The sequence below is a fragment of the Frankia sp. CeTa3Moorea genome, assembly GCF_978021225.1.
Genome location: NZ_CDXDOR010000097.1, coordinates 1,749 through 20,415 on the forward strand (window position 1 = coordinate 1,749; position 18,667 = coordinate 20,415).

17 protein-coding genes are annotated in these 18,667 nt (G+C 70.5%); 9 read left to right on the top strand and 8 right to left on the bottom strand.

Going from position 1 to position 18,667, the window contains the following annotated elements; all coding sequences use genetic code 11:
• Positions 1–743 precede the first annotated feature (743 nt).
• Both AC08OV_RS16340 and AC08OV_RS16345 read right to left on the bottom strand, forming a co-directional pair.
• On the bottom strand, positions 744–1,193 hold the full coding sequence (locus tag AC08OV_RS16340) for a DUF456 domain-containing protein (protein WP_476601653.1): 450 nt from the start codon (positions 1,191–1,193) through the stop codon (positions 744–746).
• Between the two features lie 49 nt (positions 1,194–1,242).
• Entirely contained in the window at positions 1,243–2,286 is a 1,044-nt protein-coding gene (locus tag AC08OV_RS16345; RefSeq protein WP_476614377.1) for a helix-turn-helix transcriptional regulator, read from the bottom strand.
• Between the two features lie 64 nt (positions 2,287–2,350).
• Here AC08OV_RS16345 and AC08OV_RS16350 point away from each other — a divergent pair, with 64 nt between their 5' ends.
• Together AC08OV_RS16350 and AC08OV_RS16355 are read left to right on the top strand one after the other, a co-directional pair.
• A complete protein-coding gene (locus AC08OV_RS16350) occupies positions 2,351–2,875 on the top strand; it encodes a pyridoxamine 5'-phosphate oxidase family protein (protein WP_476619888.1) in 525 nt (174 codons plus the stop codon).
• 308 nt (positions 2,876–3,183) lie between these two features.
• Positions 3,184–3,786 (top strand): TetR/AcrR family transcriptional regulator, encoded by a 603-nt coding sequence (locus AC08OV_RS16355; protein ID WP_476614375.1) that lies wholly within the window; start codon positions 3,184–3,186, stop codon positions 3,784–3,786.
• Positions 3,787–3,893: 107 nt separating this feature from the next.
• On the opposite strand, the gene AC08OV_RS16360 is transcribed toward AC08OV_RS16355, so the two are convergent.
• Positions 3,894–4,463, bottom strand: coding sequence for a hypothetical protein (locus AC08OV_RS16360; RefSeq protein ID WP_462188407.1), 570 nt, complete (start codon positions 4,461–4,463; stop codon positions 3,894–3,896).
• A complete protein-coding gene (locus tag AC08OV_RS16365; protein WP_476619889.1) occupies positions 4,456–4,779 on the bottom strand; it encodes a type II toxin-antitoxin system HicA family toxin in 324 nt (107 codons plus the stop codon). Before AC08OV_RS16365 ends, AC08OV_RS16360 begins: the two co-directional genes overlap by 8 nt.
• Positions 4,780–5,624: 845 nt before the next feature.
• On the opposite strand from AC08OV_RS16365, the gene AC08OV_RS16370 reads away from it, so the two are divergent.
• On the top strand, positions 5,625–6,455 hold the full coding sequence (locus tag AC08OV_RS16370) for a bifunctional 5,10-methylenetetrahydrofolate dehydrogenase/5,10-methenyltetrahydrofolate cyclohydrolase (protein ID WP_476614374.1): 831 nt from the start codon (positions 5,625–5,627) through the stop codon (positions 6,453–6,455).
• A 66-nt stretch (positions 6,456–6,521) separates the two neighbouring features.
• Here AC08OV_RS16370 and AC08OV_RS16375 read toward each other — a convergent pair whose 3' ends face one another.
• Positions 6,522–8,294: a sensor domain-containing diguanylate cyclase gene (locus AC08OV_RS16375; protein ID WP_476619890.1), complete on the bottom strand. Its 1,773-nt coding sequence runs from the start codon at positions 8,292–8,294 to the stop codon at positions 6,522–6,524.
• Between the two features lie 426 nt (positions 8,295–8,720).
• Positions 8,721–10,055: an adenosylmethionine--8-amino-7-oxononanoate transaminase gene (gene bioA, locus AC08OV_RS16380; RefSeq protein ID WP_476619893.1), complete on the bottom strand. Its 1,335-nt coding sequence runs from the start codon at positions 10,053–10,055 to the stop codon at positions 8,721–8,723.
• 396 nt (positions 10,056–10,451) lie between these two features.
• Here bioA and AC08OV_RS16385 point away from each other — a divergent pair, with 396 nt between their 5' ends.
• The gene (locus AC08OV_RS16385; RefSeq protein ID WP_476615241.1) at positions 10,452–11,318 is read left to right on the top strand and encodes a rhomboid family intramembrane serine protease; all 867 of its coding nucleotides are present in this window, start codon (positions 10,452–10,454) and stop codon (positions 11,316–11,318) included.
• Positions 11,319–11,519: 201 nt separating this feature from the next.
• On the opposite strand, the gene AC08OV_RS16390 is transcribed toward AC08OV_RS16385, so the two are convergent.
• Positions 11,520–12,302 (bottom strand): hypothetical protein, encoded by a 783-nt coding sequence (locus tag AC08OV_RS16390; protein ID WP_476615242.1) that lies wholly within the window; start codon positions 12,300–12,302, stop codon positions 11,520–11,522.
• 573 nt (positions 12,303–12,875) lie between these two features.
• On the opposite strand from AC08OV_RS16390, the gene AC08OV_RS16395 reads away from it, so the two are divergent.
• The gene (locus AC08OV_RS16395; RefSeq protein WP_476608377.1) at positions 12,876–13,571 is read left to right on the top strand and encodes a response regulator; all 696 of its coding nucleotides are present in this window, start codon (positions 12,876–12,878) and stop codon (positions 13,569–13,571) included.
• Between the two features lie 75 nt (positions 13,572–13,646).
• On the opposite strand, the gene AC08OV_RS16400 is transcribed toward AC08OV_RS16395, so the two are convergent.
• Positions 13,647–15,386 (bottom strand): sensor histidine kinase, encoded by a 1,740-nt coding sequence (locus AC08OV_RS16400; protein WP_476615243.1) that lies wholly within the window; start codon positions 15,384–15,386, stop codon positions 13,647–13,649.
• A 308-nt stretch (positions 15,387–15,694) separates the two neighbouring features.
• On the opposite strand from AC08OV_RS16400, the gene AC08OV_RS16405 reads away from it, so the two are divergent.
• From AC08OV_RS16405 to AC08OV_RS16420, 4 genes are all read left to right on the top strand, one after another.
• Positions 15,695–15,838: a hypothetical protein gene (locus AC08OV_RS16405; protein WP_476619891.1), complete on the top strand. Its 144-nt coding sequence runs from the start codon at positions 15,695–15,697 to the stop codon at positions 15,836–15,838.
• Between the two features lie 298 nt (positions 15,839–16,136).
• Positions 16,137–16,805, top strand: coding sequence for a cysteine dioxygenase (locus tag AC08OV_RS16410; RefSeq protein WP_476615244.1), 669 nt, complete (start codon positions 16,137–16,139; stop codon positions 16,803–16,805).
• Positions 16,802–17,224 (top strand): rhodanese-like domain-containing protein, encoded by a 423-nt coding sequence (locus tag AC08OV_RS16415; protein WP_462188064.1) that lies wholly within the window; start codon positions 16,802–16,804, stop codon positions 17,222–17,224. Before AC08OV_RS16410 ends, AC08OV_RS16415 begins: the two co-directional genes overlap by 4 nt.
• 912 nt (positions 17,225–18,136) lie before the next feature.
• Positions 18,137–18,505 (top strand): WhiB family transcriptional regulator, encoded by a 369-nt coding sequence (locus tag AC08OV_RS16420; protein WP_476615597.1) that lies wholly within the window; start codon positions 18,137–18,139, stop codon positions 18,503–18,505.
• The last annotated feature ends 162 nt before the right edge of the window (positions 18,506–18,667 follow it).

Genomic DNA, 18,667 nt, shown 5'->3' on the forward strand with positions numbered 1-18,667 from the left:
AGCGCCGAACCCAGCTGGTTGAGCAACGCCTGCCCGAATCCGATCACCAGGACACGCACGGGACGGTCTCCTCTCTTGGCATCCTCCCCACCCTCAAGGACGGGGCCTGCGCGCTACGTTTCCCGGTCACGTCGTCAGGCCTCGACCAGACCGCGGCCGCGGAACCCGGCGGCCGGATGCCTCCACACGATCCTCGACGTCGAAGGGAAGGACATCGAAGGGAAGAACGGACGCCGCATCGGCCGGTGACTCCGCGGGCGCGCCCGGTACCACTGCGGAGCCCCGGAAGAATGCGGCAGAAAAAGGCACCGTGGCTTCGACCACGACCGCTCTGAACAATAGTGGAAAAAATATCGTATGAATTTCTGAGATTTTCGGCAGGTTCGCCCCGGATCACTCATCCGGGGTTCGATCCGATAGCCCGGTGAAATTCGGAGTGGAACATTCGCCGTCCACCATTGAGATCCGTCAGGAGACGTTCCATCAGCATCACTCGGACGATGCTAACAGCCGCACACGACGGACGAGGTGGCAACCACGGAGCACCGGAAATGGTTACCCCTACTTAACATAGCGATCATGCAGGGGAGGACGCCGTCGGGAGACCGGCCGACCAGGCTCGGGGCCGGCCAGCTCCCCGGATCAGGACGCGCGGACTCCCGGCCCGCACGGACTCCGGAAGACCGGAACCAGCAGCGCGCCGCCACGAGTCGTCACGCGCCGCCACGAGTCGTCACGCACCGTCAGGCAACGAACTCGCCGACCAACCAGACGAGCACCATTGCGACGCCGGCGGCGAGCTCCACGACCACACCGACCCCGAAGGCGACAATCGCGGCCCAGGTCGTACGGCCCGCCGCTCGCGCATCCCCCAGCCGCGCCAGCTCGGCCAGGTAGATCCCGACCACTCCACCGATCAGGAGCCCGACGACCGGCACCACAAAGAAGCCGATGATCGCGCACACCGCGCCGATGGCCAGGCTGGGCCACGGCACCCCCCGACCGGCGGTAGCCCGAGCCGGCAGGACGTACTTGGTGAGCACCCCGATCACGAACAGCGCGGTCATGAGCGCCAGCACGATCCAGCGGCCGACTCCCCCACCGTCCGCGATCACCCACCACAGACCCGCGCCCCAGACCAGGACGAGGCCCGGTAGTACCGGGAGGACGACGCCAACCAGGCCGACGGCCATCACCAGAGCGACAACGAGCAGCCCGCCGGTACTTATGGCGCGACCTCCTTCACCGGCATCTCCCGATCTCCCGATCTCCCGCGACGGTAGCGTTGCTCCCCACCGCCGCGGCAGCACTGTTCTCCGCCATATTGTTTTCCGCCATGCGCCGACCCACCTCGGCGAAGGCGGCACGCAGTTCGGCAGGGGCGAGCACCACGACCCCGTCCGCCAAGGCACACAGTTGGCTGAGCGCCACCTGGAGCCCCTCCGTCGCGAACTCCACCTCCCGCCAGCCGTTGGCGTCAGTCGGGCCCGCCGCGGCGACGGCCTCCCCCGCGGCCAACGGATCGACGACCTGCCGCAGGCGGGTCAATGCAACCGGGGACAACCGCAGCCGACAGGTCCAACGCAGCAGGGTCCGGGCGAAGTCCTCGTTCGACGCGGCCCACCAGCGGGCGAGGGCGAAGCCGGCGAGCCGCTCGAAGGGCTCTGGCCGGACCATCGCGTGCCTCAGCCGCGCGACGCGATAGCTGCGCACGTCGGCCCGATGACGGGCGACAAGGTACCATACCCCCGCCTTACACACGAGCCCGAGCGGGTCGAGCCGGCGGGCGACCTCGCGGTCCCGCCGGGCGTAGCGGACGTCGACCCGATGCCCGGACCAGACCGCCCCGGCGACGGTGGCCAGGTGCGGGACGGCCTCGTCGCGATGGAACCAGCCAGGCGCGTCGAGGTGGAATCGCTCCCGTACCCGCGCGGCGCGCTCGCGGGGTTCCGGCGGGAGCGTGGCGAGGAGCTTGGTCCGGGCGGCCGCGGCGGACGCCGCCATCCCGAGTCCGCCCAGCACCTCTCCCCCGGCCCCGGCGAGGACCAGGGCGGCCGCCTCGTCGCCGGTCAGGCCGTCCAGCCGGGTGCGCCACCCGTCCAGCAGCCACACCCCACCGGCCCGCCCGGTCTGCGTCCACAGCGGCACGCCGGCCGCCTGCAGGGCAGCGATGTCACGGTGCACGGTGCGCACGGACACCTCGAGCTCGGCGGCCAGTTCGGTGGCCGTCGCCCGCCGCACGGCCTGCAGATGCAGGAGCAACGCGGTAAGCCGACTCGATCGCACGTCTGGGAAGCCTAGCCGTGAACCAGGACAGCAGATGGCAGAGTTTCCGGGTCACGATGGCGCGGTGACGACATCCTGGCGCGACTTCGAGACCGCGCAACCCGCCCTCGCCGAGACCGCACGCACCCGGTTCGCGGCATTCCGCCATCACATCCTGGCCACCGTGCGTGCCGACGGCTCCCCGCGCACGAGCGGAATCGAGACGAACTTCCGGTTCGGGGAGCTGTGGCTCGGGAGCATGCCGGATGCGCGCAAGTCCCGGGACCTGCGTCGCGACCCCCGGTTCGCCCTGGCCGCCAATCCCGGGCCGGGCCAGGACCTGGCCGGCGGCGACATCCGCGTCTCCGGGCGGGCCCGGTGGATCGACGATGAGGAGGTCCTGGCCTCCTTTGCCACCGAGGTCGGCCCGCCGACGCCGTTCGACCTCTTCCGCGTCGAGCTCACCGAGGTGGTCCGCACGAGCGTCGACGAGCCGGCCGGGGAGATCGTGCTGGAAAGCTGGCGACCGGGCTATCAGGGGGTGCGGGTGCAGCGCCGTGGCAACGGGCCGGTGCGCGAAGACTGGGCCGAAGAGGGGGCCAAAGAGTAGACCATTGCAAGCCGCGGGACGGCGTCAACATCGTTGACTATCATGATGCCATCAACGACGAGACCAACGATCCCACGGCACCCCGGTCCGGCGACGAGAGCCCAGGCTCCGAGGACACCCGGGAGGGTGACGCCGGCACGGACGATCCCGGCACGGACGATCCCGGCACACACGATCCCGGCACACACGATCCCGGCACGCACGACGGCGAGCCGGGAGGCATCGGGACCGCCGGCGCGGAGACCGGTAGGCGGCGAGGTCGGCGGGTCGGTTCCCGGCGGACCCCGCGGGGCACGCTGTCCCGGGAGGTGCTGCTGGCGGCGGCGATGGAGGTCGTGGACACGCACGGCGCGGGCGCGTTCAGCATGCGGGCCCTCGGCGCGTTCCTCGACGTGGATCCCACGGCGATGTACCGACACTTCACGACGAAGAACGCGCTGCTCGACGCGCTGACGGACACGGTGATCCGCGGGGTGGAGGAGCTGCCGGAGACCGACGACCCCCGCCGGGACATCCGGGAGAACTTCCGTCAGCTCCGGCGCTCCCTGCTGGCGCACCCGACCCTGGCGCCGCTGGTGCTGCGCCGCCCGCCCGGGGTGGGCGCCTACTGGGAGCGGGCTGATCACGCGGTCGCCCAGCTTCATCGCGCGGGCATGGATCCGGCCGACGCCGCCAACGTCTACCAGACGCTGCTCTTCTACACCCTCGGCCACACCCTCAGCGAGGCCCGCCAGCTCGCCCGGGCCGTGGAACGGGAGGGGGCCGGCGCCCGCAGCGGCCCGGTCGCGGCGGTACGCCCGCCGGCCGAACACCACCCGGACCTCTCCGAGGCGGCACCCCATCTACGGGAGGAGAACGAGGCCCAGTTCCTCGCGGGCCTCGACCTCATCCTGCGCGATCTTCCCCGGTAGCCGCGCCTACCCACGATGCCGGTTCCCGCCGTCACGCGGACGCTCACCGGCGGGCGCTGACCGATGAGGGCTCACCGATGAGGGCTGACCGGCGCGGGGCCCGGCTGTCATGCGCTGAGCTGGAGGCGTGGCCCGGCGAACGTCGCCATGATCTCATCAAAGGTTACCTCCGGCCGGTAGCCGGCACCCGGCGCTTTTTCACCTCGCCACCGGAGCGCGTCGAACTGCAAGGTCCACAGTTCGCTCTCCGTCGCCGGAAGCGCGACGACGACCGCATCGTCCTCGTCGTCCATCTGCCCGGTCAGCCAGGAGACCTGGTCCGACGGCAGCGCACAGACATACACCACCTCGCCCGCGGCGTTCGCCCGCACGGCGCGCAGTTGTTCCGCCTGGCTGTCCACGCCCAAGGCCGCGCCCAGACGCTCAGCGACCAGCTGCCGTTCCCAGGCGTCGGCATCCTGTGCGATCCGGACGATGACACCGCGCACCTCCAGCTCAAGGTGGATCCGCAGGTTGACGTCGGTGTCTCCGTCGAAGTACCAGGCGATCAGATCCGGCAACGCGGCACGAATCTCCTCGGCGGTCGTCTCGGCAGCCACCAGACCAGGACACTGCGGCGACCAGGCCGACCAGCAGGGGCCGTCCCGGCGAACCAGCACCGATACCGCCCTAGACACTATCGATCACCTCCAACGCCTCCTCGACCGTCAGCCCCACCTGCTTGACCAGTATCTGCCGGACGACCCCCGGCCCGACGGTGATCCGGTCATGAAAAGCGAGACGAAGTCGTGGACGTCCGTCCGCCTCCAGCCACCGGTGAGCTGAACCGTCCTGTTTTGTCACGCGATATCCCAATCGTCCAAGCACTCGCAGAAGCTGACGCGCCTTCAACGAGGGAAACTCCCCGGTCACGGAGAGCCAGCGGCCAGGAATGAAACCAGAAGAATCGCACGGATGGTCGTGCGGGCGAATGACTTCATCTCGATACTCCACGTCGTGGTCAAGGACGGGACGTCTCCATGGTAGCCGAGAAGAGAAGCAGGACAATAGACTCGGGAAAATGGCGAAGGATCTACCATCGCTACCTACCTGACATCAAGTTCCGTAGACTCATCGCAGTAGGACGAATGTCGCATTCATATCGCTATATCCGGCAAGCCGGCCGGGTTCCTGAGTACAGTCGGCGCGGCGGGTGGCTCGGGATGCGGCGTAGCGGGCACCGGGCGCTTCCGGCCAGGTGCGTCGTTTCAGGTACATCGTTCCGGCGGTCCGTAGCCGCCATCACCCCGAACTGGGAAGATCATATAGCGTAATACTCGGATTTCCGCTCGGAAATTGCCCACCTCGACTGCACCACCACACAGGGGCGGACCTCTTCCGGAAGGCTTTCCCGGGGAGGATCCGTTATTCTGAAAATCCGAGGCACGAGAACCGGGCGGCCTAGAACCGGGCGGCCTAGAACCGGGCGGCCTAGAACCGGGCGGCCTAGAACCGGGCGGCCTAGAACCGGGCGTTCTGGAGCCGGGCGTTCTGGAGCCGAGTGCACCGAGCGGCCCTGGCGTGCTCCCCCGCGCAGGTTACCTGCCCACGCCGCCTTGCTACGGTACAACCGTGCCCGCCGCCGCCCCGCTCGCCGTGCCGGCGCATCCCGGGCCTTCCCCAGGTTTCGCGTGGTGGGTCAGGACGGCATAACCCGCGCGAGTGCGGGAAAGGCCTGCGGACAGCGGTGACTTATCCGTACGGAACGGCCCAGACGTGCGGAACGGCCCAGACGGGCCATCAGGACCGCAAGGGCCACGAGAGCCAGACCACGAGAACGACGAGGATCGGAACGGCACATGAGGATGCTCGACGGGCGGTCGATGGCCGCCGAGATCGGCAGGTACGTGGTCGACGAGGCCGAGAGGCTGGCTGCGGCGGGAGTCACGCCGACCCTGGCGGTGGTCCTACCGACCGCGGATCCGGCCGCGTATTCCTATGCCGAGATCGTCGAACGGACCGCGGGCAAGGTCGGCGTGCGCTGTGTGCTGCATGAGCCGAAGGGCGAGCCGGCGGCAATCCTCGACACGATCGACACTGTCGCCGCCGACCCGACCGTACACGGGATCATCGTCCAGACGCCGCTGCCAGGCGGGCTGACCTCCCGCGAGGCCGGCGAGCACATTCCGGCGGCCAAGGACGTCGACGGGATGAACCCGAGCAGTCTCGGCCGGCTCGCGCTGGGCCTGCCGAGCTTCGCGCCGGCCACCGCCGCCGCGGTGGTGGAGATCCTCACCCGGGCCCGCATCCCGATGTCCGGCGCCCGGGTATGCGTGATCGGCCGCGGCCCGGTAGTCGGCAAGCCGGTCTCGCTGCTGTTGCTCGCCGAGGATGCGACCGTGACGATCTGCCACTCCCGCACCAAGGGACTGGTGAGCATCGCCCACGAGGCCGACATCATCGTGTCCGCCACCGGCTATCCCCGCCTCGTCAGCGCCGGCTTCGTCCGCCCGGGTGCGACCGTCATCGACGTCGGCACCGTCGTGACCGAGACCGGGCAGGTCGGTGACGTGGACGCCGCGGCCGTCTCGTCCGTGGCGGGCGCCCTCACCCCGGTGCCGGGCGGTGTGGGACCGGTCACCACGATGCTCCTGCTGCGCAACACGATCCGGGCGGCGCGCGCCGCCTGATCGGCGCGCACCCGCCGCCTGGCCTCAGCGGGGCCCGCATGTGCCTCAGCGGGGCCCGCAGTGGCCTCAGACGGAGCTGTAGACCGGCCCGGCGAGCCGTACCCGGTTACGACCATCGGCCTTGGCCCGGTAGAGCGCGGAGTCCGCACGGGCGATGAGACCGGCGAGGTCACCGCGGGGGCCGTGATGTGTCGCGACTCCCACGGACACGGTCACCGACAGGGGAGGCCGGCCCTCCAGCCAGCAGTGGGTTCCGGCGACCTGGCGGCGGATCCGTTCCGCGACATCGGCCGCGTTCTCCAGCTCGACCTCGGTGAGCAGCACCACGAACTCCTCGCCCCCGAACCGTCCGACGAGGTCCCGGGGACGGGTCGCCGCCCGCAGCGCGTCCGCCACCGCGATCAGGATGACGTCCCCGATGAGATGACCGAACCTGTCATTGACCCGCTTGAAGTGGTCGATGTCGACCAGGAGCACCGACAGCGGACGCCCCACCCGGCAGGCCCGGTTGATCTCGCGTTCCGCGACCTGGCGCCAGTACGCCGGGTTGGCCAGCCGGGTCTTCGCGTCGGACCGCGCGGCATGCAGGAGCTCGGCGTGCAACAGGCTGCGTTGCAGCAGCAGGACGGGGGGTGTGATCACCAGCATGAGCAACGGGTTCGCCGCCCACAGCACCGCGACCACGATCGACGAGCAGATCTCGGCGGCCTGCGCGGGCACGAGGTCGCGGCACGCATGCCGGAGCGGGATCCGGGCGGGGATGACAGATGACGGGACGACTCCGGTCCGGCCCGGCCGGCCCGGCCAGCCCGGCCGGGTCGGGCCGGCCGCCGCGCCGGACCACGAACCGAGGCCCTCCCGACCGCCGGGCGTCGCCATCCCCATCACGGTCAGCCTCATCCCCATCACGGTCAGCCTCGCCACGACCGGGTAGACCGCGACCGCGGTGAGGAAGGCCAGCACCGCGACGCCGGACCCGACGAGGTTGTCGACGGTGAACGGCCCTCGATCGGGGCTGAGCAACAGATGGACACTGGAGGCACAGAAGCCCGCGATGCCCAACGCCGCGGCGTGGAACACGCGCAGGTGCGGCGGCTGTATTGGATCACGACGGCCGGCGAGCCAGCACAGCGGCAGGCTGATAACCGCCGGGTAGAACGGCGGCAGCAGGACCGCCGCCGCCACCGTCCAGGTGGACAGCAGGTCATGGCGTCGGGTCCTGGGAACGGTCAGATCCTCACCCAGCCGTCCGGACGCCACCACGGCCAGCGCCCCGAGAACAACGAAGGTGGCGAAAGCCGCGAGGTCGGCCCATCGCGGACGCAGACCCGCCGCCGCGAATCCGGCCACACTCAGCCAGCAGAAGACTACGATCAACCCCCGCCGCATCAACCCCCCGGGCGCACGCCACAGCATCCAGCCGTGGCCGAGCAGGCGCAGCACGGCCAGGCGAGGTTCCGTGACGTGGGCGCCGGCCAGGCGTGGGCCGGCCAGGCGTGGGCCGGCCAGGCGTGGGCCGGCCAGGCGTGGGCCGGCCAGATGAGGGCCCAACGGCGGAGGAACGATCATCCGGGGGTCGACGGGCTCGGCGCTCGCGGGTGGGGCGGACGCTTCGCCTCGTGCCGCCCCGCGACCGGTCCGGGCAGGCGCGCCCGCTCCCTGCGTGGTCACCCCGCGGGCTCGCCGCCAGCCACGCCGAAGGGCGCCCACCAGAACGGAACCCGCGCCTCGCGCCAGTCGTATGCGTAACGGCATTGGTGGATGGCCTTCCTCGTTCTTGTCCACGGCCCTACCCGGCCGGAACCGCCCGGTGAATCCAACCTGGTCGCTGCTACTCACGGTAAATCCTCGAGAACGAAGAGTACGAAGGCGCTTCGCCAATTCGCAACCGTCCGAATGCCGGTTCTTAGCCGTTCCCGGCGTCGCCGAGCCGTGTTTTCTCCCCGGCACGCGCGCGATAGTTGCCCAGGAAATGGCACCTGACCTGCGACGACGAATGCCGGGCCGAAGGAGGCGTCACGACGGGCCGCCCGGTCGCGTCGGCTGCGGGACACCGCCGAGAGACCACATCCGACACGCCCGGGAAACGGCACGTCCGCCGCCCGGAGACCAGTGACGGCCGGAGAAGAGAGCACCGAGGGACCTGCTCGATGCCCGCCGTCCGCTCCTGGCTCCTGGCGGCGGAGGGACCGACGCGCCGGTGACGCGGACGAACCGGTGACGCGGACGAACCGGTGACGCGGCGATCAGCAGGTGATGCGGCGATCAGGTGGTACGGGCGACCGCCTCGACCATCGCGGCGGCCAGGGTGGCCACGTCGGCGGGGGAGATGATGAACGGCGGCATCGTGTAAACCAACCGTCCGAACGGGCGGACCCAGACCCCGAGATCCACCAACAGCGGCTGGATCACGGCCATGTCGACGGGCTCCCGCGTCTCGATCACCCCGATGGCGCCGAGTACCCGCACGTCGGCGACCCCAGGCAGGTCGGCGGCCGGGGCGAGCCCGGCGACGAGCCCGGCGGAGATCTCACGCACCCGAGCCTGCCAGGGCGAGGAGAGGAGCAGATCGACGCTGGCGTTCGCAACCGCGCTCGCCAGGGGGTTACCCATGAACGTGGGGCCGTGCATGAACGCGCCGGCCGGCGAGTCGCCGACGCCCGCCGCCACCTCGTCGGTGCACAGCGTCGCGGCCATGGACAGGTATCCACCGGTCATCGCCTTGCCCACGCACATGATGTCGGGGCTGATGCCGGCATGGCCGCAGCCGAACAGCTCGCCCGAGCGGCCAAACCCGACCGCGATCTCGTCGGCGATCAGCAGCACCCCGTAGTGGTCGCACAGCTCGCGCAGCCGCGCCAGCCAGCCCGGCGCGTACCACCGCATGGCTCCGGTGCCCTGCACGACCGGCTCGCAGATGACCGCCGCGATCTCGTCGGCGTGCCCGGCCAGCAGCCCCTCGATCTCGGCGACGTGAGCGTCCTCACACGGCTCGTCGAAGGCGCAGGCCGGGGCGGAGGCGAACAGATGGCGGGGCAGCAGATGGCTGAACAGGTGATGCATGCCCGCGTCCGGATCGCAGACCGCCATCGCGCCCGAGGTGTCGCCGTGATAGCCGCGCCGGATGGTGAGCAGGCGCGTCCGGCCCGGCCGGCCCCGCCCGGTCCAGTACTGCAGCGCCATCTTGATCGCGACCTCGACGGCGACGGAACCCGAATCGCACAGAAAGACCCGCCGCAACGGATCCGGCGTGATCGCCACGAGGGTCTCGGCGAGGGCCACCGCCGGCTCATGGGTCAGACCGCCGAACATCACATGGGACATCGTCTCGAGCTGCCCGCGCACCGCCTCGTCGAGCACGGGATGCCGGTAGCCGTGGATCGCCGCCCACCACGACGACATCCCGTCGATCAGTTCCCGGCCGTCGGTCAACATCAGCCGGGTCCCCGCGGCGGATGCGACCGGGAAGAGCGGCGTGGAGCCGGACACCGAAGCATACGGATGCCAGACCACCCGCCGATCGCGGGCGACGAGGTCGCCCACGTCCGCCACCGGGGCCTGGGGCCGGGGGGTGAGCGCGGGCGGCGGGACGGCGATCATCGAACGAGGGGTCACCTCCCCACTCTCGCCCACCCCGGCCGACGGCGGTGGCCTGGGTGGCGCTGGCCCGGGCCGATCGTCGTGCGTCTCACACCACGGTGTCTCACCCCACTGCGTCACCCCACTGCGTCACCCGCCCGAGCTCGTCACCCGCCCGTCCTGCCCTCGAACCCCAACCCGACAGGAGTCCAACTCGCGGCTACCCCCGCTCAGTCCGCGGCGTCGAGGACGGCGAGCGCGTCGACGAGGACGAGGAAGTCACGTCGAAGGCGCCCTTTCGCGTTATGCCTGACCGGTGTCTGGCGGCCCGGCGTCTCTCGCGCGGGTACGGCTGGGTGCCAAGGTAGGAGTGCCAGGTGGGAGCAGCTACCCAGGCTCATCGGGCAGGATGTCAGTGTGGTCATCCCGATTCACGACATCAATCCCCTGCGCCGCCGCCCGGTCGTGACCTGGTTGCTCATCGCGGCGAACGTGATGATCTTCGTTTTCTTCGAACCGGTGGTCAGCTCGGTCGCCGGCATGGAGACGTCGGCGGCACAGAACATCTGCGAGCAGCAGCGGTTCTTCCAGGAGTGGGGCGCGATCCCGTGGGAACTGGTGCACAATGCGCAGCTCACCGCCGCGAACTCCGGCCGGATCGGGGTGGATGCGGCCGGCAACCCGGGATGCATCGTGGAATCACCGCCCAGCTTCGACAAGATCCCGGTGCTGTCGGTGCTGACCTCGATGTTCCTGCATGGGAGCTGGCTTCATCTGATCGGCAACATGCTGTTCCTCGGGGTCTTCGGCAACAACATTGAAGATCGCATGGGCAGGCTGCTCTACCCGCTGTTCTACCTGGTCTGCGGATACGCCGCCGGGTACGGCTTCGCCCTGTTGGAGGGTGGGTCGACGAACACCTTGATCGGCGCCTCCGGCGCGGTCGCCGGCGTGTTGGGGGCCTATCTGGTGCTCTTTCCACGGGCTCGCGTCATCGGCCTGGTCTCCGTCCTGTTCTTTCTGCCGTTCTGGCTGCCGGCCTGGATCGTCCTCGGTTTCTGGTTCGCATTGCAGTACATCTACTTCACCGGATTCGGCGTCGCCGACGGCGGTACCGTGGCGTACGGAGCACATGTAGTCGGCTTCGCGGTCGGCGCGTTGCTCGTCATGCCGTTCATCAGCCGGCTGCGAGCCGCCGGCCCCGGGACGCCGCTCCGGGTGCCCCAGCACGGCTGGATTCGCGGCACGGGGAACTCGTCGGCCCGCCACCGCCGCCCCTACTGAGCGATCCCGGTCTTCCGCGACCTGACACCGTCGCGGCATCCCGCCGGCACCTGCCGGACGTGGACGCCGCGACGGCGGACGCCGCAACGACGGCGGCCGTCACGACAATGGCCGTCACGACAACGACGACCGCCACGACCGTCGAGTAGTCCCGAAGCCGCGAAGGCCCGCCCAGCGGTCAGGCGGTCCAGCGGTCAGGCGTCAGGACGCCGGCGACCCGCCGACGATGGAGTCGGGAGTGGTGGAGTCGGCAGCCTCGGCCGCGGCTTTCCCGGCGGGAACGCGACGTCGCAACAGACCGCGCCGGGCTCGCGGACGGCCTGCGTCGGCCGACCTCCGGCCAGGCCGCTTCCGGCTACCCGTCACGACCGGCGCGTCCTCGGCCTCCGCCGCGGGCCCGACGGGCTGTTCCCCGGTTGTCGAGGCGACCTCCGCGGGCTGCAGGTCCACGGCCGGCTGCGGGTCCACGGCGGTCGAGAAGGGGGCCTCGTCCAGGATCGGACCAGTGGCCAACTCTAGCGGCGCCGACGCCTCGCCGCCGACCCTTCCGGTCTCGACAGCCTCACCGGTCTCACCGGTCTCACCGGTCTCACCGGTCTCGACGGTCGCCTCGGGCAGGTCGGCCGGAGCGGCATCCGCCGCGACCCGCACGTCGAGGGCGACCGTCCGCCAGCCCTCGAAGACCTCCTGAACGGCGAAGTCCGCGGCGAGCAGGGCGTCGCGGTAGCGAACGAGCTGCTCGTACGACAGGGTCGGATCCGGCTGCGGTCCCGTCACGACGGGGACCTCGGAGGTCGTCGCGGCGGCGCCCGCGACAACGGCCGTGGTCACCCGACAGGTAACGGACCCGGCGGAGTCGGTCGTCTCCGTCAGCGTCCAGGAACGGCTGGCCGCCGCGGCGAGCCGCGGATCCGCGAGCGCCGCGCCGCCGGCCTGCTCCGTCAGAAACGTCGCGATCCTCGCCGCGACCGTGGTGGTCGCCACGTCGCCCCTACCCCATCGCACGACCGCACGTCCTTTCCCTCGATCTCTGTCTGCCGCTATACCGAAGACGCCCATGATCGGCCGACTCCGGAGAATGACGCCGGCACCTGAGGGCGAGAACTGCATCTTGACGGACGGATCGGAGGCGCTACACAGCGGGGTGCTTTTTGCCACATGGAGGACATACGATACAAACACCGGACGGGCCCGATCGAGGTTCCCCTGTCCCGGCCGACAGGCTGCGGCGCCGCGCCGGGGAGCAGGCGAAACCTCCGGGCCCGCGGACAGGCTCTGCATCCGCCGCCGGCACGCCAATTGCGACCTGACATAATCACATCATGAAGTCGCTCGATTACATCTCCCCGGACTTCGGCGGGCGCCACCCGGACCTACCCTTTTCGGATGACGCCGGAACCGGCGTTCACAGGTTCACCGAACGGCATCCGCCGAGACGCACGACACCGCTTCCGTGCGGTCGGGGCCACCGCCTCCAACAGCGAGCGTTATATTCTGCTTGCTGCAGGTGACAACAGCGACGGTCTTCTACGGCGTCAGGGTCGGGCGGAGTCAACGGTGTCAGACGAACTGGCGGACGGTTCCGGAGTCGGTGACGTACCGGGGCCTGCGTCGATCACCGGAACCATCCGGGTGTTCCTTCTCGACGACCACGAGGTAGTGCGTCGCGGGCTGCGGGATCTCCTCACCGACGAACCCGATGTGGAGGTGGTCGGGGAGGCCGGGCGGGCCGATGAGGCGGTAGCCCGAATCCTGGCCCTCCAGCCCCACGTCGCGGTGCTGGACGCACGCCTGGAGGACGGCAGCGGTATCGAGGTCTGCCGGCAGGTCCGGTCGAGCGATCCACGGATCGCCTGCCTCATCCTGACTTCGTTCGACGACGAGGAGGCGCTCTTCACAGCGATCATGGCGGGCGCGGCCGGCTACGTTCTCAAGCAGATCCGGGGAACCGCCCTCGTGGACGCGGTGCGCCAGGTGGCGGCGGGCAAGTCCCTGCTCGATCCCGCGGTGACGCCCCGGGTCCTGGTGCGGCTGCGGGAGGGACCGGCCGAGGACGAACGGCTCTCCGGGCTCACCGACCAGGAGCGGCGCATCCTCCGGCTGATCGCGGAGGGGCTCACCAACCGCCAGATCGCCAGCCGGATGTTCCTCGCCGAGAAGACCGTGAAGAACTACGTCTCCAGCATGCTGTCCAAGCTCGGGCTGGAGAGCCGGACCCAGGCCGCGGTGTTCGCCACCAGGCTGAACCCCTGAACCCCTGAACCCCTGAATCCCTGAGGCTCTTGAGGCTCTTGAGGCCCGGGGTTCCCCGCAACCCCGCCGTACCCGCTAACCGAGGACGCCCCATCCCTCGCCGGAGTGCACGCGAAGCTCGGGCAACGGCGCGATCACCGGGACCTGCCAGGTCATGGTGGTGCCGACGCCGCCCGCTCCCGGGCCGAACTCCATCCGGCCGCCGAGGTCGAGCGCACGGTGCCGCAGGTTGGCCAGCCCGCTGCTGCGCGAGGCCTTGCCGGGGCCGCGGCCGTCGTCGCGCACCTCGACCAGGATGTCGGCGTCGGTGACCCGCAGCAACACGTGGATCCGGGAGGCCCGCGCGTGGCGGGCGATGTTGGACAACGCCTCGCGCAGCGCCGCGAGCATGTGCGGGCGGATGGCCGCGGGGACCCCGCGGTCGATCGGTCCGTCCAGCCGGACCGTCGGGGTGATCCCCAGGGCCCGTTCGGCCTGGGCGATGACCGCTTGGATCTCGGCGCGCAGATCAGTCTCCTCAGCAGCGTTGGAGGTCAACGAAAAGATCGTCTGACGGATGTCGGAGATGGTCTGGTCGAGCTCGCCGGCGGCGGCGTCCAGCCGCCCGGCCGCCCGGCTGTCCACGACCCGGGCAAGGCTCTGCAGGTGCAGACCGGTGGCGAACAACCGCTGGATCACGACGTCGTGCAGGTCCCGAGCGATGCGGTCCCGTTCCTCGAAGACGGCCAGACGCTCCCGGTCGCGGTGCACCCGGGCCAGTTCGAGGGTGAGCGCGGCCTGCCCGGCGAAAGCCGCGGCCATCTCCAGGTCCAGACCGCCGAAGGAGGCCGAACGCTCACCCGAGCCGAGGACGAGGATGCCCAGCGCCCGGCCACCCGCCATCAGCGGCACCACCATGCCGACCTTCACCGGGAGGTCGGGATGGTCCGCGCCGAACAGCGGACCGCCCGGGGAGTCGGCGGGCACGAGCACGGCCCGGCCGGTGCGCATGGCCTCGTTCAGGCGGCGGTTGTCGGCGAAGACCCGGCCTCGCAGGTCGTCGTCCCCCTCCCCGTCGACAACCCCGACGACCAGGCCGGCCTCGTCGGGGACGAGGATCGCGGCGAGCCGGGCCGCAGTCGCCTGACGGGCCCGCCGGGCCACCAGGTCGAGCGCCTTCTCGGGCTCCGCGACCGACAGCAGCGCGGTCGTGATCTCCGCACTGGCCGAGAGCCAGGCCTGCCGGCGCCTGGTCTCCTCGTACAGCCGCGCGTTCTCGATCGCGAAACCGACCGCGGCCGCCAACGCGCACGCCAGATCCTCGTCCTCCTGGGTGAACTCGCCGCCACCGCGCTTCGCGCCGAGGAACAGCGTTCCGAACGCCGCGCCCCGCACCATGATCGGGACGTTGAGGAAGGTGTCGAACCGCGGGTGCCCGCCGGGAAACCCGATCGCGACGGGATGACGGGCGACGTCGGCCACCCGCAACGGCCGAGGGTGGCGCAGGCTCTCCCCGATCAGGCCGCGCCCCTCAGGAAGCCTGCCGATCATGGTGGGCACCTCGTCGGGGAAGCCCACGTGGATGAGCTCCGAGATCTCCCCGTCGTCGCCGATCACCCCGAGGGCGCCGTACTTGGCCCCCACGAGCTGGCAGGCGGCCTGCGCGATCCGGCGCAGGGTGACCGGCAGGCTCAGTTCCCGGGCCACGTCGACGACCGCGTCGAGCAGGCCACGCATCCGGGTCTGCACGGACGCCACTTCGTTCACCTGCTCGGAGAGCTGGATCAGAAGCTGTTCGAGCCGCGCACGACCGACATCGGGGACGGGTCCGCTCATCGGCGCGGGCCCTGGTCTAGGCCCCGGTCCGGGCCCTGGTCCAGGCCCTGGTCCAGGGCAATGACCGAACCTTCGTCCGGGTATCGACGGAATTCGACGAAAACCACCGCGCGTGGCACCTCATTTCCGGTCCCTCTCTCCAGCAGGGTGACGCGCGGGCGCCTGCCCAGGCGGAAGGATTGCCTGCCATGCACGATATCCGGCAAACACCGACTCCGCGGAGCAGCAGGCGGAACACCATAACGAGCACCAGCCGAGTCTCGGAGGGCCACAACGCGCCGGGCTACCTCCAACGTAGAGTGTCGTTCATGGCAATGCCCCACCTCTTCCTGCACCGCGACCGAGTGACGGACCTGGGCCGGGTCGTCAGCGCGGCGTGTACCGGGCGGGCCTGGGCCAGCGTCATCCTCCCGCGGCGCCGTCGGCGGCGGCTCGTCGTCTGCCGTCCCTAATCGGTTGATCGGCTGGTCCAGCTGGCAGTTCTGTCGCCCCGCCCCGACGGTCCGTCGGCCTCGCGACGCCACGCTCAGCCCGTTCGCACCGTGATCTCCACCGCTCTGCGCCGTCGCACTCCGTGCCTGCGCCACGGCGGGCCACCGCCGGCAGGACATCACCATCGTGCTCATTCGATGCGGTGACCCGGCGCATCAGTCTCGCGCGCGGCACCGCTTCTCCCCGCCCGGCCCTGTCCGGCGGTGTGCCGGCGAACGTACCCGCGTCCCGGCATCACCCGCGTCTTGGGAGTGACTCGTGCCCCTCCTCCACCCGGTCCTCATCGCCGACCCCACCCGCATCGCCGACCCCTTCGTGCCGGCCTCGTGCCTGAGCGATGAGCCGGGCCTCATCGACCTGGCGACCCTGTGCGAACTGACCGCCGCGGTCGCGGCGACGCCCGAGGTCTGGCGTCCCGTCATCCGTCACCGTCCCGATCGCCGGTGGTACACCCGGCTGCTGCTCTCCGCGACCGTGGAGGTGTGGCTGATCGGCTGGTACCCGGGGCAGCAGACGGAGGTACACGATCACGGCGGCGCGCTGGGTGCGCTGACGGTCGCTGAGGGTTTCGTGGAGGAGGACCAGTACGACCGGAGCTGGACCAGCTCCCAGGTGCACCGGCACAGGACCGGGGCTGTGGTCGGCTTCGATGCGACCCACGTCCACCGGGTCGCCAACCGCGGCCGGCAGGTCGCGACGACGATCCACGCCTACTCCCCACCGGAACTGTCGATGCGGTTCGCGCCGGCGCCGGCCGATGGCGGCCGTGCGGAGGATCCGCGTGCCGTCGAGATCCCACCTGCGGCCGCGGCAGCCACGACGGACCTGGGCCCGGCCGTCACCATCGGCGCGGCCACCGCGATGATCGAGGCGGGCAGGGGCGACCGCGGGGCTCCGACCCCCACGGTGGCCGGGAGCGGCGCATGACGGCAACCGAGCACGCCACGGCCACACCACCGAGCCGGATCGACGCGATGCTCGCGGCGGCCCGGTCCCGGCTGCACCGACTCGAACCGGCGCAGGCCGCGCGTGCCCTGGCCGAGAACGGCGACGCGGTGCTGGTCGACATCCGACCCGCGGCGCAGCGCGCCGCGGAGGGGGAGATCCCCGGCGCCGTCATTGTGGAGCGCAACGTCCTCGAATGGCGGTTCGACCCCACCAGCGACGCGTGCCTGCCGCTGGCGACGGGGGACGACCTGCAGGTCATCGTGATCTGCTCAGAGGGTTACACCTCCAGCCTCGCAGCCGACTCGTTGCAACAGCTCGGCCTGCGGCGCGCCACCGACGTGATCGGCGGATTCCACGGCTGGGCGGCGACCGGGCTCCCCACCCGCCCGGCCCGCTGACCGACGCGACGCGACCCGACGCGACCCGACGGCCCGGTCGAGGCCCCGAGCGACTTCGACCGGGCCGGCGGGTTTACCCGGGGGATTCACCGGGGGTCCACTCAGGGTCCGCTCGGGGAGTCTCGGTCGTGCCGGCCACGTCATCGCCGCCTCTGCACCCGCAGAGGCCAGGGGCGCATGCAGCAGCAAAAGCATCGGATGTGGTTCTGCGCACATTTCTCTACCGAAATCATCCCCCGAGAACCGGGGTAAGCGGACCTTCGCGGGATCGTCACCCGTACGCAATCGAACCCGGGTACCACTCCAACCTTGATCACCAAGGCCCCGCCGGCGCCCCTCCCGGGCCGCGCCGGCCATCCGAAAGTGATCTTCATGCACGCTGTTTCCGCTGTCCAGTAGCGCTTCCCCGCCCATCCGGCGGTACCCGGCGAGCCCGATCCCGGCCGCCGCGGCGACCGAGCCCGACCGACGGCAACACCGATCCCGACCGACAGCAGTCATCTCGGAACGCGCACGGTGCGTGACCATCCGCCTCGGCACACGCCGGTACGGAGCCCCGGACGTCCGCGTTCCGGAACCCTTGCTATCCGGTCGAGAGACGTCTACGTTCCTCGGTTAACGAGACGAGACGGGATCGTTTCCGAGCGGAGCTCCGCCCACGGTAGGCCAACCGAAAGGCAGCGTTGAGGGATTCCACCCGGAACGCCCGAGGGCTTCTCGGCTCGACCAGGTTGACCTGCCTGTCTGGGGTGTATGCAACACCGGATTCGGCGGTCTGGAAAAGCATGTGTCCGCCTTTGCAACGTCAGCAGGAGACGGTATGCCCAGTCAGCCCAGCGTGCTACCCGCTCGAAGCTTCGCCACGCTCAGCTCCCTGTCCCCCGCGTGTCACCACGTGTCCGGCGGTGCACGATGAGCGCCGGCGTCCCGGTTCTTCCCGGCCGTGATCTGCCACCACAGCCGTTCGGAGCTGGTTGGCCCGCCTACTGGCGCCAGGACGCGGCCTGCCGCGACGGCGACCCGGACGCCTTCTTCCCGCCGGACGGCCGCAACACGAAAGCCCGGGCCGCGGCCGAGATCCGGGCCCGCAAGATCTGCTCCGACTGCCCGGTGCAGCGCCCGTGCCTGGCCACCGCGATCTTCTGCCAGGAAGAGCACGGGGTGTGGGGCGGCCTGACCTCGGACGAGCGGGCTTCCGTCGTCCCCCGTGGACGGCTGAGCGCGGACGACGCCCTAGTCTTCGCCGACCGGCTGCTGCTGTCCGTATCGGTCGCGAGCTAAGCGGACCGCGCCCGGTGGCCCCGGGCGCGCCCCGCACCGGTGGCCGCCCCTGGCCGCGCGGTGGCTCCTCACGCCGGCCGATCTGCCCGGACATCGGTGGCGATGATCAGGACCATGGTTCCGGACGGCTCGGCCGCGACGCCCTCGCTATCCGGTCGGGCC

Excerpts from the sequence above, each read along its gene's own strand:
- AC08OV_RS16340 (WP_476601653.1), bottom strand. The coding sequence starts at position 1,193 with ATGGCCGTCGGCCTGGTTGGCGTCGTCCTCCCGGTACTACCGGGCCTC.
- AC08OV_RS16370 (WP_476614374.1), top strand. The coding sequence starts at position 5,625 with ATGAGGATGCTCGACGGGCGGTCGATGGCCGCCGAGATCGGCAGGTAC.
- bioA (WP_476619893.1), bottom strand. The coding sequence starts at position 10,055 with ATGATCGCCGTCCCGCCGCCCGCGCTCACCCCCCGGCCCCAGGCCCCG.
- AC08OV_RS16400 (WP_476615243.1), bottom strand. The coding sequence starts at position 15,386 with ATGAGCGGACCCGTCCCCGATGTCGGTCGTGCGCGGCTCGAACAGCTT.
- AC08OV_RS16405 (WP_476619891.1), top strand. The coding sequence starts at position 15,695 with ATGGCAATGCCCCACCTCTTCCTGCACCGCGACCGAGTGACGGACCTG.
- AC08OV_RS16415 (WP_462188064.1), top strand. The coding sequence starts at position 16,802 with ATGACGGCAACCGAGCACGCCACGGCCACACCACCGAGCCGGATCGAC.
- AC08OV_RS16420 (WP_476615597.1), top strand. The coding sequence starts at position 18,137 with ATGAGCGCCGGCGTCCCGGTTCTTCCCGGCCGTGATCTGCCACCACAG.